Origin of the sequence: Actinomadura sp. 3N508, from assembly GCF_044326375.1 — a bacterium.
In the GTDB taxonomy this organism is placed as follows: domain Bacteria; phylum Actinomycetota; class Actinomycetes; order Streptosporangiales; family Streptosporangiaceae; genus Spirillospora.
The window spans coordinates 356,903-383,818 of sequence record NZ_JBIRAX010000006.1 but is presented as its reverse complement, the minus strand read 5'-3'; the positions used below and the strand labels follow the sequence as shown (position 1 = coordinate 383,818).

The following is a 26,916-nucleotide window of genomic DNA, read 5'->3' as shown; positions in this document are numbered from 1 at the left end:
GGGCGCCCGTGCCCGCCTCAGGCGCCGCCGCGCTCCTCGCGCCGCCGGATCAGCTCCTCCACCGGGCTCGGCAGGGTCGTCTCGAAGTCGATCAGCTTCGCCCAGGTCGGGGTCACCACGATCCGGACCATGCCGTCCCGGTAGAGCGAGCGCACCTCCTTCTCCCACTCCACGCGCTGCTCGGGCGTCATCTCGTAGGTGCTGGTCTGCTGGAGGTACTCGGCCGGGATGCCGTCGACGTGGTCCAGGTCGGCCCGCCCGCGGATCAGCAGGATCTTGGGCGGGTGCACCTCGGTGTCGATCGTCAGGGCGACCATCGGGTTGGCGCGCAGCGCCCGCAGCTTCGGGGCGTTCGGCGGCGTGCACACGACGATCTCCGACCCGTTCCAGGAGAAGATGATCGGGATGTTGCGGGGGGTGCCGTCCTTGGCGACGTAGGCCAGGCGGGTCATGTCGCGGGCCAGCAGTTCCTGGCTGAGGGGCCGGTTCAGGACCTCGGTGATCTCGTCCGGTTCCATGGTCGTTCCTTTCGTCGTCGCGTTCGGGGGGTCCGTCAGCCGATCCGCTCGGCCAGGGCGAGGATGATGCCCGCGGGGCCGCGCAGGTAGCACAGCCGGTAGCTGTCCTCGTACCGCGCCACCTCGCCGAGGAGTTCGGCGCCGTGGCCGCGCAGGCGGGCGAGGGTGCCGTCGATGTCGTCGACGGTGAACATGACACGGTGCAGGCCCACGGTGTTGGGCGCCGGGCCGGGCCCTGCGGCATCGGCCGACGCGGGCGCGTGGTACCGCATCAGCTCCAGCCGGACGTGGCCGTCCGGGGTCCGCATCATCGCGATCTCGCTGCGGACGCCGTCGAGCCCGACGGCGCGGTCCGCCCACACGCCCTCGATCTGCGCCCGGACCTCCGGCTCCATGCCGAGCTCGGCGAAGAAGGCGATGGCGGCGTCCAGGTCGTCGACCACGATGCCGACGTTGTCCATCCGCTGAAGCGTCATGGCGGTTCTCCCGCTTCGTCACGCGGCCTCCGTCGCGGCCGCTGGTGCCCCTGGGACGGAGCCCGCGCACCGTTCTCGACATCCCGAGCGCACCAATTTTTTCCGGACGAGACCCGCACGCGCCCACCATGATCATTCTTGGCGGGGGTGTCCGTCCACCGGTTCCTCAACCCGGGACTGGTCGCGCCGGTCATCACCGGAGTGCCGCGCGGCCGCCGCGGCGGCTGCGGCTGCCTCGGCGCGGGCGGCGCGTTCGCGTTGCTCGGCGGCCTCCGCGCGGGCGGCGGCGAGCGCGGTGTCGAGCCGGGCGGACACGGCCTCGCAGGTCGCCAGGGCGGCCCGCGCGTCGGCGGCGTCGGCGGCCGCCCGGTCGGCGGCGGACCGCAGGTCCCGCGCCCGGTCTTCGAGGGCGTCGGCGCGGGCTTCGGCGGACCGCAGGTCGCGCAGCGCGGCGTCGCGGGCGTGCTCGGCGGCCTCCGCGCGGGCCTGCTGGGCGCGGGCCTCGCCGCCGGCGGTGGCCAGCGCCTCCCGCGCGGCGGCCAGGGCATCGCCCGTCCGGGCGAGCTCGGACCGGGCGGCCTCCAGCCGGTCGGCCTGGGCGCGGGCGGCCGCCTCGCGGCGGGCCAGGTCCTGCTCGTGGGCCTGGCGGGCCTCGCGCAGCGCGGCGGTCCCGGCGTCCCGCGCGGCCTCCGCGACGGCCTGCGCCGCACGCGCGGCGTCACGGAGCTGGACGTGCGCGGCGATCGTCTCGGCGGTGTCGGCGCGGACCTGCTCCAGCGCCGCGCGATCACGCTCGGCCTCCTGCTGCGCGGCCCGCCGCGCCCGGACGGCTTCGGCCGCGTCCGCCTCCGCGCGGGCACGGGCACGGTCGGCCTCCGCCGCGCGGGCCTCGGCGTCGGCCTCCGCCTGGCGGGCGGCGACGGCCTCGGCCTCGGCCCGCCGCACCCGGGCCAGGGCGCCGTTCTGCGCCTGGGCGAGCGCCTCGGTCAGCGCGGCGAGCTGCTCCTGCAGCCCGCCGATGACCTCTGGAAGCGGTCCGGCCAGGGCTTCGGCGCGGCGGAGGGGTTCCTCCAGCGCGTCGGCGTCGGCGGCGCGACGGTCCCGGCTGGCCTGGTCGGCGTGGGCCTTCCCGCAGTACTTGGCCGGACGCCCCCGCCCCGGCGGCGGCAACGGCCGCGTGCACCCCGCCAGCGCGCACTCCCCATCCGGAGAGGAGAGCACGTCCTCGGCAGTCGCTGTGTCGTCGCTGTTCACCCGCAGAACCCTACTCTCACCCGCCCGGCCAATCGCGCACCTGCACGCGAAATTATTAACACGACACGCGAAAAGCGTTAGGACATCGAGCGTGATGCTCCGGGATAATGGCGGTTATCCTGGTGTACCTCTCGACAGGAGGACGGCGCATGAGCACACCGCAGGAGCCGCCGCCGGAAGTGATGGCCGGGGAGGTGATGCCCGCCGCCTTCGTCCCGTCCCGCGTCCCGGCGTCACATCCCGTCCCCGCGCAGGGATCGGGCCTCGATCCGGTCGCCGGGTCCGTGGCGCTGCTGCCCGCCCTGCCCGCCGACGAGCCCGGCGACCGCTACGGCACCCGGTCGCTGACCGCGGCGTGGCTGCGCGGCCAGCGCAGCGACGCCACCCGCCGCGCCTACTACCGCGACCTGGCGTCCTGGCTGGACTACTGCGCCCGCACCGGGCTGGACCCGCGGGCGGCCCGCCGCGCGGACGTGGACGACTGGTCGGCGTCGATGACCGTCACCGCCGGCGGCGCGGCCCGCCCGCCCGGCGCCGCCACCCGCGCGCGGCGGCTGGCGGCGGTGTCGTCGTGGTACACCTACCTGCTGTCCAACGACGCCGCCGACCGCAACCCGGTCCTGCTGGTCCGGCGGCCCTCCAGCGCGGAGATCGCGGCGTCCGCGCGCAAGGCGCCCACGCTCAGCGTCCCCGAGACCGCCCGCCTCCTCGACACCGCCGAGGCCCGCGCCGCCGGCCTCGGGACCGAGACCGCCTGGCGCGACGCGGCCGTCATCGGGCTGCTGTTCTACACCGCGCTCCGCGTGTCCGCCTTCACCCAGGCCGACCTGTCCGACCTGGACACCGAGGCCGGCTACCGGGTGCTGTGGCACCGCGCCAAGGGCAAGGGTCCCGAAGGCCGCGACCTGGTCCGCCTGGACGGCGAACTGTGCCGCGTGCTGGACGCCTACCTCGCCGTCCGCGCCCGCCGCCACCCAGGCGGTGCCTGCCCGCCCGGCCCGCTGCTGGTCACCGCCCCGCACCCCCACGACCCCGCCAAGCCCGGCGGCAAACGCCTCACCCAGCGCGACGTGACCAACATCCTGCGGCGGCAGGCCGAACGGGCCGGGCTGCCCGCGGCGCACCGGCTGACCCCGCACAGCGGGCGCCGCACCGTCATCACCACCCTGCTCGGCAACGACGTCCCGCTCGCCAAGGTCCAGGACCTGGCCGGGCACGCCGACCCCCGCACCACCCGCGGCTACGACGACACCAACCACAAGCTGGCGGCCTCCCCGGTGACCGACCTGACCCGCATCCTCGCCGGTCACCGCGCCGCCCCACCGTCCCCGGGCACCAAGCCGGAATGACGCGCGGCGGGCCCTGCTCGTCCGGCGCAGGGGGCGTCAGGGAGTCGAGCAGATACGGCCCCGGACGCCGCGGTCGGCGAGCCCGACGAGATGGTGCGCGCGGCGCTGTCCCCGGTGGTGGGGTGAGCCGGCCGGTCAGGCGTTGAAGACGGCCTCGGAGCGGTCGCGGTTTTCGTGCAGGTCCCAGTACGGGGGGGCGATCTGCTCGGGTGTGGCCGCCGGGCCGCCTTCCGGGCCGTCTCCGCCGATCCAGACGTTGATCACGACGTGGGCGGCGTGCACGCCGGTGCCGGCCAGTTCCTTGTTCAGGTTGATCACCCAGTTGCGCAGTGCCGCCTGGGCCGCGTTGGCGTTGCCGAACATCGGCACCGGGTCCACCGAGCCGCCGCCGGTGGTGTACAGCAGGGTCCCGGCGTCCGCCTCGCGCATCGCGGGCAGGACGGTCTGGGCCGCCGTGACGGCGCCGTAGAAGCCGTACTCGATCATCGGTTGCAGATTGTCCGCCGTGACCTGCGAGGGAGGGGTCAGGGTGAGGCCGGGCACCGGGGAGTGCGGGGCCGGTGAGTACTCCAGTACGTCGATGCCTCCGAAGCGGGTCCTGGCCGCGTCCAGGGCATCGGTCAGTGAGGCGCGGTCGAGGACGTCGGCGGGGAACGCGGCGGCCGTGACGCCTTCCCGGTCGAGCTGGGCGACCAGCGTTTCCAGCTTCTCCTTGGTGCGGGCGATCAGGGCGACGTCGAAGCCGCGGCCGCCGAAGGTGCGGGCGATGGCCAGGCCCATGCCGGGGCCGGCGCCGACGATGGCGAGAGTGGGCACAATGAGATCTCTTCCGTGTCGTCACCGCCGGGACATGCGGCTGCCCGGCCGGCGGGTGGATCAGGCGTGTGCGGTGTGGTCGGCGGGAACCGCGCAGCCGTCCGGGCCGCAGATCGCCGCGTCGCTGCCGGCAACGGGAACGGCCGGGTGGGTCTCGTCCCAGGCCTGGCGCAGGATGCCGAGCAGAGTGCCGGTGTCCTGCGCGCCTGCGAGGGCGTAGCGGCCGTCGATGACGGTGAAGGGGGCACCGGTCGCGCCGAGCCGCTGCGCCTGGTGCGCGTCCTGCTGGACCTGGCGGCGGTAGCGCCGGTCGGCGAGCACCTGGCGGGTCCGTTCGCGGTCCAGGCCGATCTCGCCGGCCAGGCCGAGCAGGTCGTCGAGCGTGAAGATCGGCTCGGCGTTGCCGAAGTAGGCGCGGAAGAGCAAGTTCCAGGCTTCGCCGTTCTTGCCTTCGGCGGAGGCGTGCGCCAGGAACTCGTGGGCCAGGTCGGTGTTCCCGACCCGGTTGTCCAGGACCCTGTAGGGGGTCAGGCCCTCGGCGGCGGCCATGGCTTCGATATCCGGTACGCCGGCCTGCCCGGGGAGGACGCCGTACTTGGCCAGCAGGAACTCGCGGACGCTGAGCGTGCGGTCCTCGGGGAGGCCGCTGCCCAGAGGGAACGAGCGGTGGATCACCTCTACGTGGCCGCCGTGCTCGAATCGCTCCAAGGCACGGCCCAGCCGATGGCCGCCCAGACCGCACCAGGGGCAGGTGATCTCGGACCAGATCTCTACCTTCATGCCCTGACCTCCAATTCCTACTTTTTGTTCGTAGCGCCATTATGAGCCAGTATGGGAGGCGGTACAAAAGGCACACCGGTGTGCGCGACGGAGAGGAACGGGCGCCATGCAGGACAGCGCGGGTATCGGGATGGCGGCTTCGGCCGGGCCGTGCGCGAGCATCCCCGCCGAGCACATGGACTTCATCCGCCAGGTGCTCGACCGGGTGGGCGACAAGTGGAGCATGCTGATCATCGCCGTCCTGGAGGGCGGCCCGATGCGCTACACCGACCTGCAGCGCCAGATCCCCGGCATCTCCCAGCGCATGCTGACCCACACCCTCCGCCAGCTCACCCAGGACGGGTTGATCAGCCGTACCGCCTACGCCGAGGTGCCGCCGCGCGTCGAGTACACGCTCGCCCCGCTCGGCGGCGGCCTGATCGACATCGTCAAGCAGCTGATCGGCTGGGCGGCCGACCACCACGACGAGATCCGCGCCAACCGTTCCCGCGCCGGAACCACCGCCTCCTCCGCGTCCCGGTCCTGAACTGCCAGGGGCCGGTGCCGTCAGGTGGACTGGCCATGCCCCCCGGGTCAGGTCGCCGGTGGGGTGTGGGTCGCGATGAAGGGCAGCAGGTGCGCGGCGGTCTTCGGCGGGTCTTCGAGCATGGGCGAGTGGCCGAGGCCGGGCAGCAGCTCGACCTTCGCGCCCGGGACGGTGCGGTAGCCGGCGGCGGCGGACGAGCGCCATCGCCGGTCGTCCGCGCCGAAGATCACCAGCAGCGGTTTGCCGAGGGCCGCCAGCCGGGCGGGCAGCGGGCGCCGCTTCAGGTAGTCGTCGGCCGCGCGCGATGTCGCGGTCAGGGCGTGGTAGGTGACGCCGCGCACGTCGTCGACGAGATCCTGCGGGATCTCATAGCCCGGGCGGCTGACCGCGGTGTCCAGGCCCCGGCGGATGATCCCGTCGGTCCGCGCCCGCCACAGCAGCTGCCCCACCGCGGGGACGAACAGCAGGCGGCCGACGAACCCGTCGGAGATGAAGGCGTCCAGGCGGGGCCCGGAATCGATGAGCGCCAGCGCGGTCACCAGGTCGCCGCGCTGCTCGGCCAGGGCGGTGGCGACCGACCCGCCGGTGGAATGGCCGGCCACGACGGCGTGCCGCACGCCGAGCCGGTCCAGCGCCTCCCCGACCCGGCGGCCCTGCTCGGGGATCGTGTAGCCGCCGCCGGACGGCTTGGCCGACCGGCCGTGCCCGAGCAGGTCGATCCGGATCACGCGGGAGGAACGCGCCAGCAGTGGGACCAGCGGATCCCACCAGCGGGTCGACCCGGCGAGCCCGTGGATCAGCACCAGCGGCGGGGCGTCGCCGGGGCCGTCCTGCCGGACGTGGATGCGCCCGCCGTCCAGCGCAAGGGACGGGTCCCCGGTGGCCTCGGCCTCCTGGCGTGAGACCGCCACCGCGTTGGCCAGGAGCAGCGCGGCGAGCGTGAGGGGGACGGCCGAGGCGATGACGCGGCGGCGTTTCGCGTGATGCGTGGTCATGGGGCCACTGTCGCCGCCCGGGCGGCGCGGTGGCTTGAACGAATGTTCCCGCCCGGGGGCTGCGTACCATGTGGCCATGGAGGGTGCTGACGCGGCCGTGTGGGACGTTACGCGCCCGCGGCGGCCCGGCCGGACGGCCGGTGTCGCCATGGCCGGGTTCCGCGACCGTGGCCGCGCCCCCGCCGGGCACCGGGCCGTCCCGCACCCGGCCGTGTCGCTGGCCCTGGAGCTCGGTGCGGGCCCGCTCATCGTGGACGACGCCGCCGGGAGCGGGCGGCGCGGCAGCGTCGCCGCCGGGCTCGGGTTCGGATCCGGCGGGATGCGGGTGCGCGGCGAGGACTTCGAGGCCGTGCAGGTGCGGCTGTCGCCGCTGGTCGCGCACGCGATCCTGGGCGTCTCCCCCGCCGAGCTGGACGGCGGCGTGATCGCCCTGGACGACCTGTGGGGCCGGGAGGCGTCCCGGATCGCCGAGCGGATGGCCGCCTCCCCCTCGTGGGAGGAGCGCTTCGCGCTGATGGGCGCCTTCCTCGCCCGGCGGCGTGACACCGGGTCCCCGGTGGCGCCGGAAGTGGCCTGGGCCTGGAAACGGATCGTCGGCGGACGCGGCCTGGTCCGGGTCGGTGAGCTGGCGGCCGAGGTCGGCTGGAGCCGCAAGCGCCTGTGGTCCCGGTTCCACGCGCAGATCGGGCTGCCGCCCAAGCGCGCCGCGCGGCTCGTCCGCTTCGACCACGCCGCCCACCGCCTGGCCGCGGGCCAGGACCCCGCCCGGGTCGCGGCCGAGACCGGCTACGCCGACCAGCCCCACCTGCACCGCGAGGTCGTCGCGTTCACCGGGGTCACCCCGGGGACCGTGGCGGGCGAGCCGTGGCTGGCGGTCGACGACGTCGCCTGGCCCGGCCGCACGGCCCGCGCACCGGCCCCCGGGACGTGACCGCGTAACCCGGATCCGCCCGTCACGCCGCGGGCTCGGCGGCCGCGCGGGTCTCCTCGGCGATCAGGTCGGCGTTGATCTGGGCGGCCGCGGCGGCGCCCGCCGCCGCCGAGGCACCGACCTGGGCCATCGGGTCGGTGACGTTGCCCGCGGCCCACACCCCCGGCACGCTGGTACGGCCGGCCGCGTCGGCCGGGATGTGCTCGCCGACCCCGGCGGGATGCTCGGCCGGTCGCAGCCCGAGCCCGTCGAGGAACGCGGCGCGCGCGGTCATCCGCGACGCGACCGCCATGGCCTGGCGGGCGATGGTCGTCCCGTCGGCCAGCCGCACTCCCGCGATGCGGTCCTCGGTGATGACCAGGGACGCCACCTCACCGTCGATCACCCGGACGCCGCGGGCGGCGAGCCCCGCGGCGTCCTCGCCGGACGGCGGCGGCATGGTGTGGGAGAACAGGACGACGTCGTCGCTCAGCTGCCGGAACAGCAGCGCCTGGTGCACCGCCATCGGCCCGGTGGCGAGCACGCCGATGGCCTGGTCGCGGACCTCCCAGCCGTGGCAGTACGGGCAGTGCACCACGTCGCGTCCCCACCGCTCCCGCAGGCCGGGCACGTCCGGCAGCTCGTCCACCACCCCGGTCGTCACCAGCAGCCGCCGTGCCCGGACGGTCGCGCCGCCGGCCAGCGTCACGGTGAACCCGCCGGAGTCGCCGGCCGCGGCCGTGATCTCTCCCTGCACCACCTGACCGCCGTATCGGCGGACCTCGGCCCGGCCCCGCTCCAGCAGCTCCGCCGGGCTGATCCCGTCCCGGGCCAGCAGCCCGTGCACCCCCTCGGCGGGGGCGTTGCGCGGCGCGCCCGCGTCGATCACCACGACGCTGCGCCGGACGCGGGCCAGCATCAGCGCCCCGTTCAGCCCCGCGGCGCCGCCACCGGCCACCACCACGTCGTACTCGTCCCTCAGCAGATCGCTCATTATGACCACCTCCACGCTCACCATGCGCTCCCCCGTCCGGAAACGCAAAGTTCTTTGCTGAAACGGCAACGACGGTTCGGAGGGACGCGTCACAGGAAGTGGCCGCTGGCCAGGTAGGGGGCGGGCGGGGCCATGCTGCGCACCGCCAGGAAGCCCTCGTGGTCCGCACGGAGTGCATGCGCCGCATGATGGCGAGCGTCCCGGATTCACCGTACGCGAATTTCAGCCGGCCGCCGGCGGGCCGGGTGTATCTGGTCATGTGCGGGACCGGTCCCGTGGCCGGCGCCTATCGTCGGGTCCTCCGGGCCGCACGGATCGGACGTGCGCGCAGATCGAAGGAGTCCCCCTCATGGCCGGTCCACGCGCTCGCCATCGTCGTCGCGCGGCCGCCGGGCTGGTGGCGGTCACCGCCGCCGCGGGCCTGGCCGGCTGCGGGAACAGCGGGGGCGACGGGGGCGGCGCCGCGCCCGCGCGCGGATCGTCCGCCCCGGCGACACCGGCCGCCTCGCCCGCCTCGCCCGCGTCGACGCCGCCGCCGCGGGCCGCGGACGGGACGAACGTGCGCGCCTGCAAGGACGGGACCTGCGAGGTGAAGGTGACGCGGCGGGTCACCATCCCGCTGGACGAGGACCGGCTCGAGATCGGCGCGATCAAGGTGACCTCGCTCCGGGGCGAGGAGATCTCCCTCGACGTCGTGCTCCCCTCCTCGGGCGCGTTCGACGTCAACTGCGAGGGCGACCCCCGCTGCCAGACCATGGTCGTCGGGCCCGCGTACGGGTCGCCCGGCAGCGCGAAGATCACCGCGCATCCCGGCGCGCGGCTCAAGGCCAACGGGGTCGTCGTGACCGTCGTCGCGGCGTCGCAGGGGACGGCCGTCCTGCGCATGAGCCCCCGGTAGCCGGGCCGGCGGTTCCGCCCGCGGGCGGGGCGGGCTCCGACTTTGGTCGGTGCCGGTGCCCTGACCTGCGAGGCTAGCCTTCACCCCGTGAACGAGAAGACCTCCAGGGCAGACGTCCCGCGCGACTGGTGCCGGCTGAAGCCGGCCGCGGTCGTGCTCACCGTCATGGGCGTGCTGGTCGCGGCGACGATCATCGGCCGGTACAGCGCGGACGGGCCGGACGGGCGGCTCGCGCTGGACATCGCGGTCGGGGCCGCGGCGTGGCTGCTGTCCCCGGCGCTGCTGTGGCGTCCGGTCGCGGTGGCGGTGGCGCTGACCGCGCTAGCGGCGGTGTCGCCGGCCGCGACGCCGCCGGCGACGATGGCGGTGCTGCGGCTCGCGCACCACCGCGCGTTCCCGGTCCCCGCCGCGATCGCCGCGGCGGGCGTCGGCGCGCACGCCGTGCAGGGGCTGTGGCGGCCGGCCGCCGGGATCTCGTTCGGGTGGTGGCTGCTGCTGATCGCGCTCGGGTACGGCGCGCTGATCGGCTGGGGCGCCCTGGCGCGGGCGCGGCGGGCGCTGCTGGAGTCGCTGCGCGAGCGCGCCCGCCGCGCGGAGGCCGAGCAGGGCCGCCGGGTCGCCGAGGCGCGGATGGCCGAGCGCGCCCGGATCGCGCGGGAGATGCACGACGTGCTCGCCCACCGGCTGTCGCTGCTGGCCACCTACGCGGGCGCGCTGGAGTACCGGCCGGACGCGCCGCCGGAGAAGCTCGCGCACGCCGCCGGGGTGGTCCGCGCCGGGGTGCACCAGGCGCTCGACGAGCTCCGCGACGTGATCGTCCTGCTCCGCGAGGACGAGGCGGAGGAGGGCCGCCCGCAGCCGGTGCTGGGCGACGTGCCGCGGCTGGTGGAGGAGTCGCGCGACGCGGGCGGGACGGTGGAGCTGCGCGATGAGGTCGTCGATCCCGGTGCGCTGCCCGCCGCGTCGGGGCGGACGGCGTACCGGGTCGTGCAGGAGGCGCTGACCAACGCGCGCAAGCACGCGGCGGGCCGTCCCGTCCGCGTCGAGCTGCGGGGGCGGCCGGGCGCGCGGCTGGTCATCGACGTCCGCAACCCGCTCGCCGAGGACCCGGGCGCGCCGCCCGCCGCGCCCGGCAGCGGGACGGGGCTGGTGGGGCTGACCGAGCGGGTGCGGCTCGCCGGCGGGCGCCTGGACCACCAGGCCACCGCGGGCGAGTTCCGGCTGCACGCCTGGCTACCATGGCCGGCGTGACCCGGCCCCTGCGCGTCCTGATCGTCGACGACGACGCGCTCGTCCGCGCGGGGCTGTCGATGATGCTGGACGGCATCGCCGGGATCGCCGTGGCGGGCGAGGCCTCCGACGGCGACCAGGTGCCCGCGGCGGCCGACGCGCACGCGCCCGATGTCGTGCTGATGGATCTGCGGATGCCGCGGGTGGACGGCATCACCGCCACCCGCAGGCTCCGCGCCCGGCCGAACCCGCCCGAGGTCGTGGTGCTGACGACGTTCGACTCCGACGAGAACATCCTGCGGGCGCTGCGCGCCGGGGCCAGCGGGTTCCTGCTGAAGGACACCCCGCCGGAGGAGATCGTCCGCGCGGTGCGGCGGGTCGCGGCCGGGGACCCGATCCTGTCGCCGCGGATCACCCGGCGGCTCATGGACCGCGCGGCCGTCGAGGCCGGCGCGCACCAGCGGGCCCGCGCGGCGCTGGACCGGCTCACCCCCCGGGAGAACGACGTCGTGCTGGCCATCGCGCGGGGACGCTCCAACGCCGAGATCGCCGCCGAGCTGTTCATGGGCGTCGCGACGGTCAAGGCGCACGTCTCCAGCGTCCTGACCAAGCTCGGCCTGGACAACCGCACCCAGATCGCCCTGCTGGCCCACGACGCCGGCCTCGCCTGACCACGATGCACCCTGGAAGGGTGCCGTCAGGTGCCGACAGGTGTCGAAAGGGGCGCGGCGGCTTCGACGTCTCCGGTGAGAGGCGCCGCACGGGGCGCCGGGACGAGAGGGAAACGGCCATGAAGTACATGATCATGCTGTACGCGTCGCAGCGGGACTACGACGAGATGGCGGGCAAGGTCCCCGCGGGCGAGGCGGTCTGGACGGCCGAGGACCTGGCCGCGATGGGCGCGTTCATGGAGAAGTTCAACCAGGATCTGGTGGACTCGGGCGAGTTCGTGGACGCCCAGGGCCTGGCCGCGCCCGTCCACACCCGCAGGTTCCACACCAGGGACGGCGTGCCCGTCGTCACCGACGGGCCGTTCGCCGAGACCACCGAGGTCCTCGCCGGGTACACGATCATCGAGTGCGACAGCTTCGACCGGGCCTCGGAGATCACCGCGCGGCTGGGCGAGTGCCCGGCGCCCGCGGGCGCGCGGGCCGGCGCCTACGCCGACCTGCGGCCGATCGTCGACGGCCGCGCCGACCTGGAGGGATGACCGCGCCGTGACCGCCCGCCGCCCCGGAGCCGGGGCCGGGGCCGGGTTCGGGGACCTGCTGCGCCCGCTGGCGCCGCAGGTCCTCGGGGCGCTGGTGCGCCGGTACGGGCATTTCGACACCGCGGAGGACGCCGTGCAGGAGGCGCTGATCGCCGCGGCGGCGCAGTGGCCCGAGCGCGGCGTGCCCGACGATCCGCGCGCCTGGCTGATCACCGTCGCGTCGCGGCGGCTGACCGATCTGCTGCGGGCCGAGCAGGCGCGCCGCCGCCGCGAGGACGCCGTCGCGGCGTTCCGGCTGCCGGAGGAGTGGCTGTCGCCCGCCGCCGACGGCCCGCCGCGCGACGCCGACGACACGCTGATCCTGCTGTTCATGTGCTGCCATCCGGTGCTGGCGCCGGACCTGCAGATCGCGCTGACGCTCCGGTCGGTCGGCGGTTTGAGCACCGGGGAGATCGCCCGGGCGTTCTTCGTCCCGGAGCCGACGATGGGCCAGCGGATCAGCCGCGCCAAGCGGCGCATCCGCGACAGCCGCGTCCCGTTCCGGCCGCCCGCCCCGGCCGAGCGGGCGGAGCGGGTCGCGGCCGTCCTGCACGTCCTGTACCTGATCTTCACCGAGGGGTATGCGAGCACGGCGGGCCCGGGCCTGTACCGGCCGGACCTGTCGGCGGAGGCGATCCGGCTCGCGCGGATGGCGCACCGGCTGCTGCCCGGCGACGGCGAGGCGGCCGGGCTGCTGGCGCTGATGCTGCTCACCGACGCGCGCCGTCCCGCGCGGATGTCTCCGGACGGCTCCCTGGTCCCGCTCGCCGAGCAGGACCGGACCCTGTGGCGGGCCGGCGACATCGCCGAGGGCCTTGAGCTGGTCGCCGCGACGCTGCCGCACGGCCCGGCGGGTCCCTACCAGGTGCAGGCGGCGATCGCGGCGCTGCACGACGAGGCCGCCTCGGCCGCCGAGACGGACTGGCCGCAGATCGCCGCGCTGTACGAGGTGCTGCTGGGCATCTCCGGCAACCCGATGGCGGCGCTGAACCACGCGGTCGCGGTGGCGATGGCGCGCGGCCCCGCCGCCGGGCTCGCGCTGCTGGAGGCGCTGGATACGGACCGGCGGATCGCGGGGCACCACCGCCTGCACGCGGTCCGCGCGCACCTGCTGGAGATGTCGGGCGACACGGCGGCCGCGCGCGAGTCCTATCTGGCGGCGGCGGAACGCACGCACAGCGTCCCCGAGCAGCGCTACCTCAACGCGCGGGCGGCGCGCCTGTCCCCGCCGCCATGAGCGTGACGCACCGCCGGGGCGTTAACCTCGCCGCGGGGCGGAAAAAGCAGATGAGGGACGAGGGGGGACGATCCATGCCGCAGGGTTCACACGCCACGATCAGGGAGTTCACGGTCTCCGGCCCGGACGAGGGCCCCTACGGGGTCGCCGCCGGGCCGGACGGCGCGGTGTGGTTCACGCTCGTCCACGCGGGCCGGGTGGGGCGGCTCACACCGGAGGGCGACCTGACCGTCCACGGGCCGGTCCCCGCCGGGCCGACGTCGATCACGGCGGGCCCGGACGGGGCGCTGTGGTTCACCGCGTTCGGCGGCGGCGCGATCGGCCGGATCACCCCGGGCGGCGAGATCGCCGCGTTCGCGGTGCCCGGCGGCGGCCCGTGCGGGATCGCGGCCGGGCCAGACGGGGCGCTGTGGTTCACCCGGATGCAGGGCGGCGCCATCGGCCGGATCACCGTCGAGGGGCAGGTCACCGACCATCCGCTGCCCGTCCGGGACGCGCTGCCGTCGATGATCGCGCAGGGCCCGGACGAGGCGATGTGGTTCACCCTCAACCGGGGCAACGCCGTCGGGAGGATCGGCATGGACGGGGAGGTGACCGTGCATCCGCTGCCCACCGAGGGGTCGGCGCCGGTCGGGATCGCGGCCGGGCCGGACGGCGCGGTGTGGTTCACCGAGATCGGCACCGGGCACATCGGGCGGATCACCACCGACGGGAAGGTGACCGAGTTCCCGCTGCCCGACCCCGCGGCCCGCCCGGACGCGATCGCCGCCGGGCCCGGCGGGGACCTGTGGTTCACCGAGTGGGGCACCGCGCACGTCGCGCGCATCACCCCCGAGGGCCGGATGGACGAGCATCCGCTGCCGGCGCCCGGCTGCGAGCCGCACGGCATCGCGCTCGGCCCCGACGGCGCGCTGTGGGCGGCGCTGGAGACCGGCGCGCTCGCCCGCATCACCGTCAGCTGACCCGGCGCCGCACCATCGGGCGACTCTCGGGGCGGGCGAAAACCGGTTGGCATGGCCGGTGGCGTTCGTTAGAACGGTCGGCATGCTTCGCAAGTACCCCCGGACCCGGCACATCGAGGGGTCCCGGCTGCAGCCGGGCGACCACGACCTCGCCTCGGTGCCGTTCGCGGCGATCGCCGGGCGGTACCTGGTGGTGGAGGAGAAGCTCGACGGCGCCAACGCCGGCATCAGCTTCACCCCCGGCGGTGAGCTGCGGCTGCAGAGCCGCGGCCACTACCTGACCGGCGGGCCCCGCGAGCGGCAGTTCGGGCCGTTCAAGGCGTGGGCGGCGTCGGTCCAGCACGTCCTGCGCGAGCGGCTGCGCGACCGGTACGTCCTGTACGGCGAGTGGCTGTACGCCAAGCACACCGTCTTCTACGACGCGCTCCCCCACTATTTCTGTGAGTTCGACGTCCTGGACCAGTCCGACGGGACGTTCCTGTCCACGGCGGCGCGCCGGGAGCTGCTGGCCGGGACGCCGGTGGTGTCGGTGCCGGTGCTGCACGAGGGGCCGCTGCCGGACGTGGCGGCGCTGACCGCGCTGGCGGGGCCGTCCACCTGCCGCACGCCGGGATGGCGGGACGCGCTGCGCGCGGCGGCCGTGGCGGGCGGCGCCGACCCGGCCCGCGTCGCCGCCGAGAGCGACTCCGCCGAGGAGATGGAGGGCCTCTACATCAAGGTCGAGGAGGGCGGGCGGACCGTCGACCGCTACAAGTGGGTCCGGGCGAGTTTCCTGACCGCGATCCTGGACTCGGGGACCCACTGGCAGGAGCGTCCCCTGGTCGCCAACGGCCTCGCCGACCCGGAGGTGCTGTATGCGGGTGTTCGCTGAGCTGTGCCCCGCCCCGCCGCGCTGGGACCTGGACTGGCCGCGGATCCGGGACGCCTTCGGCTGGGTCCGCGACATGGCCGGCGTCCCGCAGGACGCGGTGTTCCACGGCGAGGGCGACGTGGAGACCCACACGCGGATGGCGTGCGAGGCGATGGCGGCGCTGCCGGGGTGGCGGGCGCGTCCGGAGGCCGAGCGGGTGCGGCTGTTCGCGACCGTGCTGATGCACGACATCGCCAAGCCGCACTGCACCGCCATCGACGGCGACGGCCGGATCACCGCGCGCGGCCATTCGCGGCGCGGTGACCTGATGGTGCGGCGGATCCTGTGGGAGCTGGACGCGCCCGTGGAGTGGCGCGAGCACGTCGCCGCGCTGATCCGCCACCATCAGGTGCCGTTCTGGGCGCTGGAGCGGCCCGACCTGCAGCAGATCGCCTTCCGCGTCAGCCTCCTGGCCCGTAACGACGACCTGGTGCTGCTGGCCTCGGCCGACATCCTCGGCCGCATCTGCCCCGACACCGCCGAGCTGCTGGAGAACGTCGGGCTGTACGGGGAGTACTGCGCCGAGCAGGAGTGCCTGGACGGGCCGCGGGCGTTCCCGTCCGATCACGCCCGGTTCTGGTACTTCCGCAAGCCGGGCCGCGACCCCGGCTACGCCGCCTACGACGACACGCGCCTGACCGCGACCGTCCTGTCGGGGCTGCCGGGTGTCGGGAAGGACCACTGGATCGCCGCGAACCGCCCGGACGTGCCGGTCGTGAGCCTGGACCGGCTCCGCGCGGAGATGGGCGTGCCGCCGTCCGGTGACCAGCGCCAGGTGGCGGCGGCCGCGCACGAGCTGGCCCGCGAGCACCTGCGCGCCGGGCGGTCGTTCGTGTGGAACGCCACCAACGTGTCCCGGACGCAGCGCGAGGTGTGCACCGGGCTCATCGCCCGATACCGGGGACGGGTGGAGGTCGTCGCGCTGGAGGCGCCGCCGGACGTGGTCCGCGACCGCAACCGGGGACGGTCCGCGCCGGTGCCCGACGCGGTCATCGAGCGGCTCGTGCGCCGCTGGGAGACCCCCGACCCGACCGAGGCGCACCGCGTGCACTGGCTCACCACCGCCTGACACCCTCCCCGCCCGGCCTCGCCCGGTCTCGAAACCCGCAGGTGACCGGCGGTTCCGCCATGCCGCCGGGCCCGGGACGGTCACCCGCGGTCCGGGCGCGGCCACGTTTAGGCGGCCAGCAGGGGGAACGGCTTACCGCAGGCTTCTCAAACGACAGGCTTCTAGACGAGGACACGCGGAGGGGGCCGGAGGTCATGAGCATCGTGCGGCAGGCACAGGACGGCGAAACCGGGACCGTCCCCGAGAACGGGCCCGTCACCGCGGGCGCCCACCGGCACGACTACGGGCACGCCCCGGAGTTCGACGGCCGGCGCCGCGAACCCGGAACCGGCGAACTGGTCAAGCAGGCCGCGCAGCAGGTGTCGGACCTGATGCGCGCCGAGCTGCGGCTGGCGGTGGCGGAGCTGAAGGACAAGGGCCGCCACGCCGGGACCGGCGCCGGGATGTTCGGCGGTGCCGCGCTGGTCGCGCTGTACGGGGTGGCGGTGCTGCTCGCGGCGGTGGTCGCCGCGATCGCGGTGGCGCTGCCGGTGTGGGCGGCGGCGCTCATCGTCGGCGGGTTCCTCATGCTCGTCGCGGGCGTCCTGGCGATGCTGGGCCGCTCGCAGACCAGGAAGGCCACACCGCCCAAGCCGGAGCAGGCCATGGACGGCGCCCGGCAGACCGTGGCCGAGCTGAAGGAGAGGGCGACGCACCGATGACGACGCAGGACAAGCACACCGCCCACGACGAGCCCGCGGCGCGGGGCAAGCACCCGGCGCAGGGCAAGCACGGCGCCGACGCCGGGACCGCGGAGCTGCGCCAGGAGGTCGACCGGGCGCGCCACGACCTCGGCGAGACGGTGGAGCAGCTGGCGGCCAAGGCCGATGTGAAGGCCATGGCCAGGGACAAGGTCGAGCAGGCGAAGGTGCGGTGGCGCGAGAGCGCCGGGCGGGCCCGCGACGCGGGCGCCGCCGGGCAGGCCAAGCGCGGCGGGATCGTGGCCGCCTCGGCCGGTGCCGTCGCGGTCGCGGTGGTGCTGGTGCGGCGGCGCCGCTCGTCGAAGACGCGGTGGCCCTCCTCCATGGGACGCCACGCCATGGGACGGCAGGGCAAGGGACGGTTCGGCAAGGGACGGTTCGGCGGGTCACGGCGCGGCGGCCGCATGCCGGTCAAGGTCCGGTTGCGGTCCGGGCAGCGTCCCGCGGTCCGGATGCGGCGACGCAGCCGATCGGTCTTCTGAGCGGAGGGAGCCCCCCATGAGCGCACCCAGCGCACCCGGCGCACCCACCGAACTGCCCGCCACCTCCTGGGGGCAGGCCCTGAAACGCACCGCCGGCGAATACCGCAAGGACAACCTGTCGGACTGGGCCGCCGCGCTCACCTACTACTCCGTCCTGTCGATCTTCCCGGCGATGCTGGTGGTGGTGTCGCTGGTGGGACTGGCCGGGACGTCGGTGACGCAGGACCTGATCTCCAGCGTCGGTGACATGGCGCCGGGGTCGGTGAAGCAGCTGCTGATCAGCTCCATCACCCAGCTGCAGGGCAACCGCGCCGGCGCCGGGATCGTCGCGCTGGTGAGCCTGGCGGCGGCGATCTGGTCGGCGTCGGGATACGTGGGGGCGTTCATGCGCGCCTCCAACGTCGTCTACGACATCCCGGAGGGGCGGCCGTTCTGGAAGACCGTCCCGCTCCGCGTGATGGTGACGCTGGTGACGCTCGTGCTGCTGTCGGCGTCGGTGATCGCGGTGGTGGTGTCGGGGCCGCTGGCCCGCGAGGCCGGGGACCTGCTCGGGCTCGGGTCGCAGGCGGTCACCGTCTGGAACATCGCCAAGTGGCCGGTGCTGCTGGTGGTGATCGCGTTGCTGTTCTCGCTGCTGTACTGGGCGGCGCCCAACGCCAAGCGACGGTTCCGGTGGGTGACGCCGGGCGGTGTCCTGGCGATCGTGCTGTGGCTGGTGGCGTCGGGCCTGTTCGCGCTGTACGTGTCGGGGTTCTCCTCCTACAACAAGACCTACGGCAGCCTCGCGGGGATCATCGTGTTCCTGGTGTGGCTGTGGATCACGAACCTGGCGATCCTGCTGGGCGCGGAGCTGAACGCGGAGCTGGAGCGCGGCCGCGCGATCGAGGGCGGGGCCCGTCCGGGCGAGGAGCCCTACGTGGAGTTCCGCGACACCCGCGGGTTCGACGACGACGAGCGCCGCGAGGCGGGCCTCGCCGAGCGGCCCGCCGGCGACGGCGGCCCGCGCGCGGAAGGCGACGGAGGGGCGCGGCGCGCCGAGCTCGACCCCGGGCAGGGTCCCGGCATGGGCGCCGCCGGGCCGGGCGGCACTGAACCCCGGCGGCGCGCGAACCCGGGCCGGCGCTGCGGGGATCACGGGTCGCACAAGTCCGGACACGGTGCATAGGATCAGCGCATGCTTCGTCCGGCTTACCCGATCGAGACCGAGAGGCTGACCCTGCGGCCGTTCCGCGAGGGCGACCTCGATGGCCTGTACGCCTACCAGTCGCTGCCCGAGGTGGCGCGGTTCCTGTACTGGGAGCCGCGGGACCGGGAGGAGTCGCGGGAGTTCCTGAAGCAGAAGATGAGCGCGTCCACCGTGGAGAAGGAGGGCGACTGGCTCGTCCTGGCGGTGGTGCGGCGCGAGACCGGCGACCTGATCGGCGAGGTCAACCTGCAGTGGCGCAGCAGGGAGCACCGGCAGGGCGAGATCGGCTACATCTTCAACCCGGCCTTCCACGGGCAGGGGTTCGCGACCGAGGCGGCGGAGGTCGTGCTGCGGCTCGGGTTCGAGGGCCTTGACCTGCACCGCGTGTGCGGGCGGCTCGACGGCCGCAACGCCGCGTCCGCGCGGGTGCTGGAGCGGCTGGGGATGCGCCGCGAGGCGCACCTGGTGCAGAACGAGATCGTCAAGGGCGAGTGGAGCGACGAGGTCGTGTACGCGATGCTGCGGCACGAGTGGGACGCCCGCACCGCGACCTGACACCGGGTCACCGTTCACCGGGTCACCGTTCACCAGGTCGTCGTCCGGCCTGCTCCTCCAGGGTGCGGGCGAGGTCGCGGACGTGGCCGCGCAGCTCGGCGGGGCGGCGGACGACGAACGGGAACCCGAGCCCGGCGAGCATCCGCGCCATCCCGTCCAGCCGCTCGGCTCGCGCGACCATCACCACTCCCCCGTCCTGCTCGGTGAGCGCGGCGGTGGTGGCGGGGATGCGGCGCCGCGCCTCGGCGAGGGTGGTCTCCAGCAGCACCTCGACCTCGTGCGCGTAGGGGACGCGCGCCAGCGACCGGACGACGTGCTCGACGGGGTCGACGCCGCCGGGCGTCTCGAAGCGCGCGGTGCCCGGCTCGGCGGCGACGACGCGGTCGACGCGGAAGGTGCGGATCTCGCCGCTGCGGTGGTCGTGGCCGGTGACGTACCAGCGGCCGGAGTGGAACACCAGCCCGTAGGGGTCCAGGTCACGCTCGGTCTCGGCGTCGCGCCAGGACCGGTACCGCAGCCGGACGCGGCGCCGCTCCCGCGCCGCGGCGGCGAGGGTGAGCACGGCGCCGGTGTCGGGCGCGGCGGCGTCCCGTGCGGCGAGGGTGAAGTCGAGGGTGTCGCGCAGCGCCTGGACGCGGCCGGCCAGCGCGGCGGGCAGTACTCGCTGCACCTTGGCCAGGGCGCTCTCGGTGGCCTGGCCGGGCAGCCCGATCCGCCGCCCGGCCAGCAGCCCGAGGACGACGGCGGTGGCCTCGTCGTCGGTGAGCATGAGCGGCGGGAGCTTGTAGCCGGGCATGAGGCGGTAGCCGCCGTGGCGGCCGCGTTCGGCGACGACGGGGACGCCGAGGTCCTCCAGCCGCGCGGCGTAGCGGCGGACGGTGCGCTCGTCCACGCCGAGCCGCGCGGCGAGGTCCGCGCCGCGCATGCGGTGGTTGGCCTGCAGCAGTTCGAGCATGGCCAGGACGCGGGTCGTCGGGTGCGACGACCCGGACGGCGAAGGATGTGACACGGATCGCTCACCTAATCCGGGCGGTTTCTGTCCGGTATTCACCGTAGCGTGGGGAGCATCGTCGAGAAAGGACGGCAGAGATGGCGACGTTCGTATTGGTTCCGGGGTACTGGCTGGGCGGCTGGGCGTGGGAGGAGGTGGCCGGGCCGCTGCGCGCGGCGGGTCACGACGTCCACGCGGTGACCCTGGCCGGGATGGCGGAGCGGGCGGGTGAGGCGGCGCCGGGCGTGGACGTCGACGCCCACGCCGCCGACATCGCCGAGGTCATCGAGCGCGGCGGCCTGAGCGGGGTGGTGCTGGTGGCGCACAGCGGCGCGAACATGGCCGCGACGGCCGTGGCCGACCGGATGCCCGAGCGGATCGCGCGGGTCGTCTACGTCGACACCGGGCCGATGCCGGCGGGCCTGGCCGGGATCGACTTCCACGACCCGCAGGCGCGCGCGGAGCTGGAGAAGCAGGTCGCGGACGAGGGCGAGGGGTGGCTGATCCCGGTGCCGGCGTTCGACCCGGCCGCCGATCCGGTCAACCTCGCCGGCCTGACCGGGGAGCACCTGGCGGCGATGCGCGAGCGCGGGACGCCGCAGCCGTTCGGGACGGCGACGCAGCCGGCCGCGCGTCCCGACCCGCTGCCGGACACGCCCCGCACGCTGGTCGCGTGCACGATCCCGCTGGCGGCGGTGCGGCGGCTGGGCGCGGAGGGCAACCCGGTCTTCGCCGGGATGACCGGCCCGTCGTGGACCTACCGGGAGCTGCCCACCGGCCACTGGCCGATGTTCTCCGCGCCGCGCGAGCTGGCCGCGCTGCTGGACGAGCTCGCCACGCTCGGCTAGCCCCCGGTGGCGGGCGCCGGGGGTGGGCGCCGGGGGTGGGCGCCGGGGGTGGGCGCCGGGGGTGGGCGCGGAGCGCCGCTGACCGTCGCGGGGGCCCGGTCAGCGGCGCCCGGCCGTGCCCGGCCGCGGGTCAGCGGCCGTAGCCGAGCCCGTGGCCGAACGGGTACAGGGCGGTGCCGGGGGCGTCGCGGACGGGGATCGTGACGGGCAGCCGGCCCCGCGGGTCCAGCTCGCCGAACAGCACCTTGCCGACCGAGCGCAGCGCCTCGGCGGTGTAGGAGTAGGTGGCCAGGTAGGTGCCGGCCTCGGGGAACCAGGCGATGTCGTAGGGGTCACGGACGGCGACGACGATGACGGGTTTGCCCGTCGCGAGCAGGGCCTTGACGAGGTCGGCCTGGCCGGGGCCGTTGTGGCCGGGCTCCGCCTTGACGTCCCACGCGCGGTTGGTGACCGCGACGACGAGGTCCTGGCCCTGCGCGGCGGCGACGGCCTGGTCGATCTGGGCCTGCCCGGGGCTGAGGCCGGTCTGCCGGACGGTGGCGGTGGCGCCGCGCCGGGCGAGCTCGGTGCCGAGCGTCGCGGTGGTGGCCACGCCCCATCCGGTGACGAGCACGTCGCGCGGGCCGGCCCGCAGCGGCAGCACGCCGGCGCCGTTCTTGATCAGGGTGGTGGTGCGGTCGGTGGCGCGCTGCGCGGCGGCCAGGTGCTCCGGGGTCCCGACGACGTCGCCGATCCTGGACTCGTCGGCGAACGGGTCGCGGAACAGGCCGCGCTTGTGCTTCAGCTCCAGGATCCGGTACACCGACTCGTCGATGCGCCGCTCGGTCAGCTCGCCGGATCTCACGGCGGCGACGACGGCGGCGAGCTGGCGGGGGAACACGCCGGTGCCGCCGGCGTCGGCGGGCGGTTTGAGCAGGACGTCCGCGCCGGCCTTGACCGCCAGCACGGGGACGCGCTCGTCGCCGTACTTGGCGCGGACACCGTCCATGTCCAGGGCGTCGGTGACGACGACGCCGCGGTAGCGCAGCCGCTCGCGCAGGATGCCGGTGAGGATCGGCCGCGACAGGGTGGCGGGGTCGCCGGAGGCGTCCAGCGACTTCACCACGATGTGCGCCGTCATGATCGAGTCGGCGCCGCGGGCGATCGCGGCGCGGAACGGCGGCAGGTCGAGCCGCTCCCACTCCGCGCGCGTGTGGCCGATCTCCGGGACGCCGGTGTGGCTGTCGGTGGTGGTGTCGCCGTGCCCGGGGAAGTGCTTGACGGTCGGGGTGACGCCGCCCGACCGGTACCCGCCGATCTGCGCGGTGACCATGGACGACACCAGCCCCGGGTCGGACCCGAAGGACCGGACGCCGATGACGGGGTTGGCGGGGTTGACGTTGACGTCGGCGTCGGGCGCGTAGTCCTGGTTGACGCCGATGGCGCGCAGTTCCCGGCCGGTGATGCGGGCCAGGGCGCGGGCGTCGCCGGTGCTGCGCCCGGCGGCCAGCGCCATCGCGCCGGGCGACTGGGTGGCGGGCGGCTGGACGCGGGCGACGATGCCGCCCTCCTGGTCGATGGCGATCGTCGCGGGGATCCTGTGGCGCTGCGCGAGCGCGGCGCGCTGGATGCCGTTGGAGAAGGCGGCGAGCTGGCGCGGGTCGGTGACGTTCTCGCCGTAGTAGATGAACCCGCCGGGGTTGTAGCGGGCCATGACCTGCGCGGCGTTGTCGACCCCGTACAGCTTGCGGTTGGCGGCGACGGCGGCCGGGTCGGCGGTGTCGGCGCTCTTGCCGTAAATCTGCAGGACGAACAGCTGCGCGGCCTTCCCCTCCAGCGTCATCGCCCGCAGGATCCGCATCAGGTGCGGTTCGCGGCCGTGCCCGCCGCGGGCCTGCGCGGCGGGGGTGTCCAGGGCGGCGAGGCCGGTGACGGCGAGCGTCCCGGCGGTGACCCCGGCGAGCCAGCGGCGCCCGAGTGCGCGTCGACGGTCCATGTCGGCTCCCTCCGCCCCCCGGGCAGCCTCGACGATCAAGGTTCCTGCCGGCACGGTAACCCCGTGCCGCGCGCCCGTCCACAACGCGGGGCCCGCCGGAACCGGCCGCGTGGCCGATACAGGGCAGATGATCACGATGGCCGGCTCCGGGCGGTTAGCCTGTTCGACGATCATTCGGTCTGCCCCGCCGGAGCGTGCTCGCGTGGACCCCTCCGATGGCACCCGCCCGCCCGATGACACCTGTTCGCCCGATGGCGCCGTGGTGATCGGTGGCCGGTACCGGCTGGTGCGCGAGCTCGGACGCGGCGGCATGGGCCGGGTGTGGGAGGCGGTCGACGGGGTGCTGCGGCGCCCGGTCGCGGTGAAGGAGGTGCTGCCGCCCGAGGGCCTGGACCCGGCGGAGCGGCGGCGGCTGATGGCGCGGGCGGTGCGGGAGGCGCGCGCGGCGGCGCTGCTGGAGCACGAGTCGATCGTCGTGGTACACGACGTGCTCGTCGAGGGCGACCGGCCGTGGATCGTGATGGAGCTGGTGGAGGGCGTGACGCTGCGGGAGGCGGCGCCGCTGCCGCCGGCGGAGGCGGCGCGGGTGGGCGTGGCGGTGCTGGGCGCGCTGCGCGCCGCGCACGCCGCCGGGGTGCTGCACCGGGACGTGACGCCGGGCAACATCATGCTCGCCTCCGGGCCCGGTCCGGCGGGCCGGGGCGGGCGGGTGGTGCTGACCGATTTCGGGATCGCCGTGATGGCCGGGGACACGGCGCTGACCCGGACCGGGACGGTGATCGGCAGCCCCGGCTACATCGCGCCCGAGCGGCTGGACGGCGGCACGGTCGACGGCCGCAGCGACCTGTTCTCGCTCGGCGCGGCCCTGTACGCGGCGGTGGAGGGGCGCGGCCCGTTCGCGCGGTCGTCGGACGCGGCGGCGCTGGCGGCGACGCTGACCGAGGCGCCGCCGCGTCCCCGGAGTGCGGGTCCGCTGCGGCCGGTGCTGGCGGCGCTGCTGCGCAAGGACCCGGCCGCCCGCCCGGATCCGGCCGAGGTGCTGCGGGCGCTGCGGCGCGTGGCGGGCGGCCGGGCACGCACCGGCCTTTCGGCGGCGCGGCTGCGGGGGCGGCTGCTGCCGGAGCTGGCGTGGCTGACGGCGATGGCGGTGGCCGCCGCGCTGTTCCTGCTGCCGGACGCGGTCACCGGGCCGCGCGGCGCGGGCGCCTACCGCGCGGGTCTCGCGCTGTGCCCGCTGGAGGCCGGGCCGCATGTGTTCGACGCCGTGGAGGCGGACGCCTCCGGTGTCCGCGTGTGCAGGGCCCTGACCGGTGTGTACAGCCTGCGCTGGTTCCAGGGGTACCGGCGTGAGCACGGCAGCCCGGCGGCGCTGCGGTTCTCCTCGGCCGGTGCCGCGCACCGCTGGCTGCGGTTCCTGAGCGGCTTCGACCTGGACGGCGAGCGCCCCTACCCCTACACCTACCGGGTGTTCACCAGGTCGCTGCCGCCCGGGATCGAGCTGCGGGCGCGCCGGCCCCGCCCGCTGGACGGCATCGCCGACGAGGCGTTCATCCGCGAGGTCCGCACGGGCACGGGCGGCTCGGTCGACCTGATGGAGGTCACCTTCCGCGACTCCAACGTGGTGCTGAGCGTGCGGGCCCAGCCGTACGGCGATCCGGCCGCGACCGTCCGCGCGGCGCTGATCGTCGTCGCCGAGCTGGTGGTCGCGCACCTGCGCGGCCGGGCGCGGTGAGGGGGCACGGTGAGGGGAACGGTGGCGGGTGGAGAGGGAGGCGGGGTGACCGTGCTGGAGGGCCGCTACCGGCTGGAGGTGCTCCTGGGCCGGGGCGGGATGGGCGCGGTGTGGCGCGCGGCCGACACCGTCCTGGACCGGGAGGTGGCGGTCAAGGAGCTGCTGCTGCCCGATGGGGCCCCGCCCGAGCGGCGCGCGGTGATGGTCGAGCGGGCGCTGCGGGAGGCGCGCGCCGCCGCCCGGGTCCGGCACCCGAACGCGATCCGGGTGCACGATGTGTTCGCCTCCGGCGGGCGGCCGTGGATCGTGATGGAGCTGCTGTCGGGGCACGGCCTCGACGTGGAGATCGCCGAGCGGGGGCGGCTGGCGCCCGAGCGGGTCGCCGAGATCGGCCGCGGGCTGCTGGCGGCGCTGCGCGCGGCGCACGAGAAGGGCGTGGTGCACCGCGACGTCAAGCCGGGCAACGTGTTCTGCCGCGACGACGGGCGGGTGGTGCTCACCGACTTCGGCATCGCCGCGATGGACGACGAGGAGCGCATCACCCGGACCGGGCTGCCGATCGGGACACCCGGCTACATCGCGCCCGAGCGGCTGCGCGGCGCGCCCGCCGGGCCGCCGTCGGACCTGTTCGCGCTCGGTGTGCTGCTGTACGCGGCGCTGACCGGGACGGCGCCGTTCGCCCGCGAGGAGCCGCTCGCGGCGCTGGGCGCCGTCCTCACCTGCGCTCCGCCGCCGCCGGACGGCCCGCCGCGGCTCGCGGCCCTGGTGATGGGGCTGCTGGCACCGGATCCGGCGCGCCGCATCACCGCCGAGCGGGCGGGTGAGGTGCTCGCCGACCCCGCCCTGACCGACCCGCCCGCCGGCCCGTCCGCCGGCGCGGGGGCGGGGGCGCGGTGGTGGCTGCCGGCCCGGGTCGCGCTGGCGGCGGTGGGCGTGCTGGCGGTGGCGTCGATGCCGCTGCGCGGCTGCGGTGCGCCGCCGGCGGAGGTGGAGGTGGTCCCGACGGTGGCGCCGCGCGCCGGGACGCCGACGCCCGCGCCGGCGCCGGCGTTCCCGGGGCTGTCGCCGCCGGCCCCGTCGTGGCCGCTGTCGCCGCGGTACACGCCGTCGATCCCGCCGTGCCTGCTGCGGGGTGACTGTTGATCCCGGGGCTGCGGGATCTGCCCGCCGGCCCGTTCCCGCCGTGGGCGCCGGGGCGGGTGAGCGGCGACCGCGCGCTGCTGCGGCTGGCGGTCGTGCTGGCGGTGGCGGCGGGGATCGCGGCGCTGGCGTCCAGGGGCGGTGACCCGGCCCTGTACTGGCCGCGGCTGGCGTGGACGCTGGGGCTGGCGGCGGTGTCGGTGCTCGCGCTGGTCCGCCCGGCGCGCCGCGACCGGCGCGGCTGGTGGGCCGTGGTGCTCACCGCGCTGGGCGTGATCGCGGCGGTGCTGGTGAAGGTCGCGCTGACCGGCGCGGTGATGGCGTGGGCGGCGGCGGCCGCGGCGGTGTGGACGGCGGTGACGCTGGCGCCGCTCGCGGCCCGCGCGCCGCGCCGCCCCGCGACCTGGACGGCACCGCTCCGCGGCGCGATCGGCGGCGCGATCCGGAGTGCGACGCGGGGCTCGTTCAGGGTGCGGGGCCTTCGACGTAGGGCGCCAGCGCCGCCCGGTACTGCGACGGCAGAATCCCCGACCGATACAGGATCGCCTGTTCCTGGGCGTAGAGGGGGCAGACCTCGTCGGCGCCGGTGATCTCGAACCGGCGGACCTCCCGCCCGGTGCGGGCCTCCAGCAGCCGGACCAGGTACCGGGACCGGTGGAGGGTGATCGTGCCGATCTGGCTGCGTTCGAAGACGCTGAGGCGGGAGTAGCGGGGGCACCGCGCCACCTCCTCGCCGAGCCCGGTGCCGTCGAGGGGTTCGGCGCAGGAGACCAGCTGGACCCGTCCGGGCGCGGTGGGACGCCAGGCGGCGGGGGGCTTGCCGGGGTCGGCGGAGGCGCCGTCGCCGGGCCCTCCCCCGCCGTAGATGACGATCGGGTGCGGCCCGTCGCCGCGGTAGGGCGCGGCGCGGGTGAAGGCGGTTCCTTCGCAGACCGGGTACCAGTCCTGGCCGATGGTGCGCAAGGGGAGCCAGTCGACGCGGTCGGGCCCGGCGGTGGCGTGCCAGGCCGCCGCCACGGTGAGCGCGGCGGTGACGGCCAGCAGCAGCCACCGGTTGCGCCGTGCGAACTCCGCCACGCCCCCGACGGTAGGGG

General features: G+C 75.6%; 28 protein-coding genes. 18 read left to right on the top strand and 10 right to left on the bottom strand.

The annotated features are described in order from the left end of the window. Positions 1-17 precede the first annotated feature (17 nt). From ACH34S_RS23530 to ACH34S_RS23520, 3 genes are all read right to left on the bottom strand, one after another. On the bottom strand, positions 18-518 hold the full coding sequence (locus tag ACH34S_RS23530; RefSeq protein ID WP_395954917.1) for a pyridoxamine 5'-phosphate oxidase family protein: 501 nt from the start codon (positions 516-518) through the stop codon (positions 18-20). Between the two features lie 35 nt (positions 519-553). Further along, a complete protein-coding gene (locus tag ACH34S_RS23525) occupies positions 554-994 on the bottom strand; it encodes a VOC family protein (protein ID WP_395954916.1) in 441 nt (146 codons plus the stop codon). Positions 995-1,126: 132 nt separating this feature from the next. Then, positions 1,127-2,248, bottom strand: coding sequence for a hypothetical protein (locus ACH34S_RS23520; protein ID WP_395954915.1), 1,122 nt, complete (start codon positions 2,246-2,248; stop codon positions 1,127-1,129). 149 nt (positions 2,249-2,397) lie between these two features. Between ACH34S_RS23520 and ACH34S_RS23515 the strand changes: the two genes are divergently transcribed. Further along, positions 2,398-3,597, top strand: a complete 1,200-nt coding sequence (locus ACH34S_RS23515; RefSeq protein WP_395954914.1) for a tyrosine-type recombinase/integrase — start codon at positions 2,398-2,400, stop codon at positions 3,595-3,597. A 135-nt stretch (positions 3,598-3,732) separates the two neighbouring features. On the opposite strand, the gene ACH34S_RS23510 is transcribed toward ACH34S_RS23515, so the two are convergent. Further along, the gene (locus tag ACH34S_RS23510) at positions 3,733-4,413 is read right to left on the bottom strand and encodes an SDR family NAD(P)-dependent oxidoreductase (protein ID WP_395954913.1); all 681 of its coding nucleotides are present in this window, start codon (positions 4,411-4,413) and stop codon (positions 3,733-3,735) included. Positions 4,414-4,473: 60 nt separating this feature from the next. Beyond that, positions 4,474-5,193, bottom strand: coding sequence for a DsbA family protein (locus ACH34S_RS23505; protein ID WP_395954912.1), 720 nt, complete (start codon positions 5,191-5,193; stop codon positions 4,474-4,476). A gap of 106 nt (positions 5,194-5,299) precedes the next feature. Here ACH34S_RS23505 and ACH34S_RS23500 point away from each other — a divergent pair, with 106 nt between their 5' ends. Next, positions 5,300-5,719, top strand: coding sequence for a winged helix-turn-helix transcriptional regulator (locus ACH34S_RS23500; RefSeq protein WP_395954911.1), 420 nt, complete (start codon positions 5,300-5,302; stop codon positions 5,717-5,719). Positions 5,720-5,766: 47 nt separating this feature from the next. Here the strand turns inward: ACH34S_RS23500 and ACH34S_RS23495 are convergent, their stop codons facing one another. Further along, on the bottom strand, positions 5,767-6,714 hold the full coding sequence (locus ACH34S_RS23495; protein WP_395954910.1) for an alpha/beta fold hydrolase: 948 nt from the start codon (positions 6,712-6,714) through the stop codon (positions 5,767-5,769). Positions 6,715-6,790: 76 nt separating this feature from the next. Between ACH34S_RS23495 and ACH34S_RS23490 the strand changes: the two genes are divergently transcribed. Next, the gene (locus tag ACH34S_RS23490) at positions 6,791-7,645 is read left to right on the top strand and encodes a helix-turn-helix domain-containing protein (protein ID WP_395954909.1); all 855 of its coding nucleotides are present in this window, start codon (positions 6,791-6,793) and stop codon (positions 7,643-7,645) included. Between the two features lie 22 nt (positions 7,646-7,667). Here the strand turns inward: ACH34S_RS23490 and ACH34S_RS23485 are convergent, their stop codons facing one another. Further along, entirely contained in the window at positions 7,668-8,618 is a 951-nt protein-coding gene (locus ACH34S_RS23485) for an NAD(P)/FAD-dependent oxidoreductase (protein WP_395954908.1), read from the bottom strand. Positions 8,619-8,967: 349 nt separating this feature from the next. On the opposite strand from ACH34S_RS23485, the gene ACH34S_RS23480 reads away from it, so the two are divergent. The 12 genes from ACH34S_RS23480 to ACH34S_RS23425 all read left to right on the top strand — a co-directional run bounded on the left by ACH34S_RS23480 (position 8,968) and on the right by ACH34S_RS23425 (position 19,136). Further along, positions 8,968-9,516 carry a hypothetical protein gene (locus ACH34S_RS23480; RefSeq protein WP_395954907.1) on the top strand — a complete coding sequence of 183 codons (549 nt, stop codon included), beginning with the start codon at positions 8,968-8,970 and terminating at the stop codon, positions 9,514-9,516. An 87-nt stretch (positions 9,517-9,603) separates the two neighbouring features. Further along, positions 9,604-10,767, top strand: coding sequence for a sensor histidine kinase (locus ACH34S_RS23475; protein ID WP_395954906.1), 1,164 nt, complete (start codon positions 9,604-9,606; stop codon positions 10,765-10,767). Beyond that, positions 10,755-11,417 carry a response regulator gene (locus tag ACH34S_RS23470; RefSeq protein WP_395954905.1) on the top strand — a complete coding sequence of 221 codons (663 nt, stop codon included), beginning with the start codon at positions 10,755-10,757 and terminating at the stop codon, positions 11,415-11,417. Before ACH34S_RS23475 ends, ACH34S_RS23470 begins: the two co-directional genes overlap by 13 nt. 119 nt (positions 11,418-11,536) lie before the next feature. Beyond that, the gene (locus ACH34S_RS23465; protein ID WP_395954904.1) at positions 11,537-11,956 is read left to right on the top strand and encodes a YciI family protein; all 420 of its coding nucleotides are present in this window, start codon (positions 11,537-11,539) and stop codon (positions 11,954-11,956) included. A gap of 7 nt (positions 11,957-11,963) precedes the next feature. Then, on the top strand, positions 11,964-13,232 hold the full coding sequence (locus ACH34S_RS23460) for an RNA polymerase sigma factor (RefSeq protein WP_395954903.1): 1,269 nt from the start codon (positions 11,964-11,966) through the stop codon (positions 13,230-13,232). Between the two features lie 74 nt (positions 13,233-13,306). Then, positions 13,307-14,194 carry a virginiamycin B lyase gene (locus ACH34S_RS23455; protein ID WP_395954902.1) on the top strand — a complete coding sequence of 296 codons (888 nt, stop codon included), beginning with the start codon at positions 13,307-13,309 and terminating at the stop codon, positions 14,192-14,194. 82 nt (positions 14,195-14,276) lie between these two features. Beyond that, entirely contained in the window at positions 14,277-15,065 is a 789-nt protein-coding gene (locus tag ACH34S_RS23450; RefSeq protein ID WP_395954901.1) for an RNA ligase family protein, read from the top strand. After that, positions 15,049-16,173 carry an AAA family ATPase gene (locus tag ACH34S_RS23445; RefSeq protein ID WP_395954900.1) on the top strand — a complete coding sequence of 375 codons (1,125 nt, stop codon included), beginning with the start codon at positions 15,049-15,051 and terminating at the stop codon, positions 16,171-16,173. The genes ACH34S_RS23450 and ACH34S_RS23445 overlap by 17 nt, the downstream gene beginning before the upstream one ends. A gap of 194 nt (positions 16,174-16,367) precedes the next feature. Next, entirely contained in the window at positions 16,368-16,874 is a 507-nt protein-coding gene (locus ACH34S_RS23440) for a phage holin family protein (RefSeq protein ID WP_395954899.1), read from the top strand. Beyond that, complete coding sequence (locus ACH34S_RS23435) at positions 16,871-17,395, top strand: DUF3618 domain-containing protein (RefSeq protein ID WP_395954898.1); 525 nt, start codon at positions 16,871-16,873, stop codon at positions 17,393-17,395. Before ACH34S_RS23440 ends, ACH34S_RS23435 begins: the two co-directional genes overlap by 4 nt. A gap of 16 nt (positions 17,396-17,411) precedes the next feature. Beyond that, positions 17,412-18,560, top strand: a complete 1,149-nt coding sequence (locus tag ACH34S_RS23430; protein WP_395954897.1) for a YihY/virulence factor BrkB family protein — start codon at positions 17,412-17,414, stop codon at positions 18,558-18,560. 9 nt (positions 18,561-18,569) lie between these two features. Next, positions 18,570-19,136, top strand: a complete 567-nt coding sequence (locus ACH34S_RS23425) for a GNAT family N-acetyltransferase (RefSeq protein ID WP_395954896.1) — start codon at positions 18,570-18,572, stop codon at positions 19,134-19,136. Positions 19,137-19,158: 22 nt separating this feature from the next. On the opposite strand, the gene ACH34S_RS23420 is transcribed toward ACH34S_RS23425, so the two are convergent. After that, positions 19,159-20,145 carry a helix-turn-helix transcriptional regulator gene (locus ACH34S_RS23420; RefSeq protein WP_395954895.1) on the bottom strand — a complete coding sequence of 329 codons (987 nt, stop codon included), beginning with the start codon at positions 20,143-20,145 and terminating at the stop codon, positions 19,159-19,161. A gap of 80 nt (positions 20,146-20,225) precedes the next feature. Here ACH34S_RS23420 and ACH34S_RS23415 point away from each other — a divergent pair, with 80 nt between their 5' ends. Next, complete coding sequence (locus ACH34S_RS23415; RefSeq protein WP_395954894.1) at positions 20,226-20,975, top strand: alpha/beta fold hydrolase; 750 nt, start codon at positions 20,226-20,228, stop codon at positions 20,973-20,975. A gap of 130 nt (positions 20,976-21,105) precedes the next feature. On the opposite strand, the gene ACH34S_RS23410 is transcribed toward ACH34S_RS23415, so the two are convergent. After that, positions 21,106-22,950: a glycoside hydrolase family 3 protein gene (locus ACH34S_RS23410; RefSeq protein ID WP_395954893.1), complete on the bottom strand. Its 1,845-nt coding sequence runs from the start codon at positions 22,948-22,950 to the stop codon at positions 21,106-21,108. Positions 22,951-23,152: 202 nt separating this feature from the next. Between ACH34S_RS23410 and ACH34S_RS23405 the strand changes: the two genes are divergently transcribed. Further along, a complete protein-coding gene (locus tag ACH34S_RS23405) occupies positions 23,153-24,682 on the top strand; it encodes a serine/threonine-protein kinase (RefSeq protein WP_395954892.1) in 1,530 nt (509 codons plus the stop codon). A gap of 45 nt (positions 24,683-24,727) precedes the next feature. Beyond that, entirely contained in the window at positions 24,728-25,825 is a 1,098-nt protein-coding gene (locus ACH34S_RS23400; protein ID WP_395954891.1) for a serine/threonine-protein kinase, read from the top strand. 462 nt (positions 25,826-26,287) lie between these two features. Here the strand turns inward: ACH34S_RS23400 and ACH34S_RS23395 are convergent, their stop codons facing one another. Beyond that, positions 26,288-26,899: a hypothetical protein gene (locus ACH34S_RS23395; protein WP_395954890.1), complete on the bottom strand. Its 612-nt coding sequence runs from the start codon at positions 26,897-26,899 to the stop codon at positions 26,288-26,290. Between the last annotated feature and the right edge of the window lie 17 nt (positions 26,900-26,916).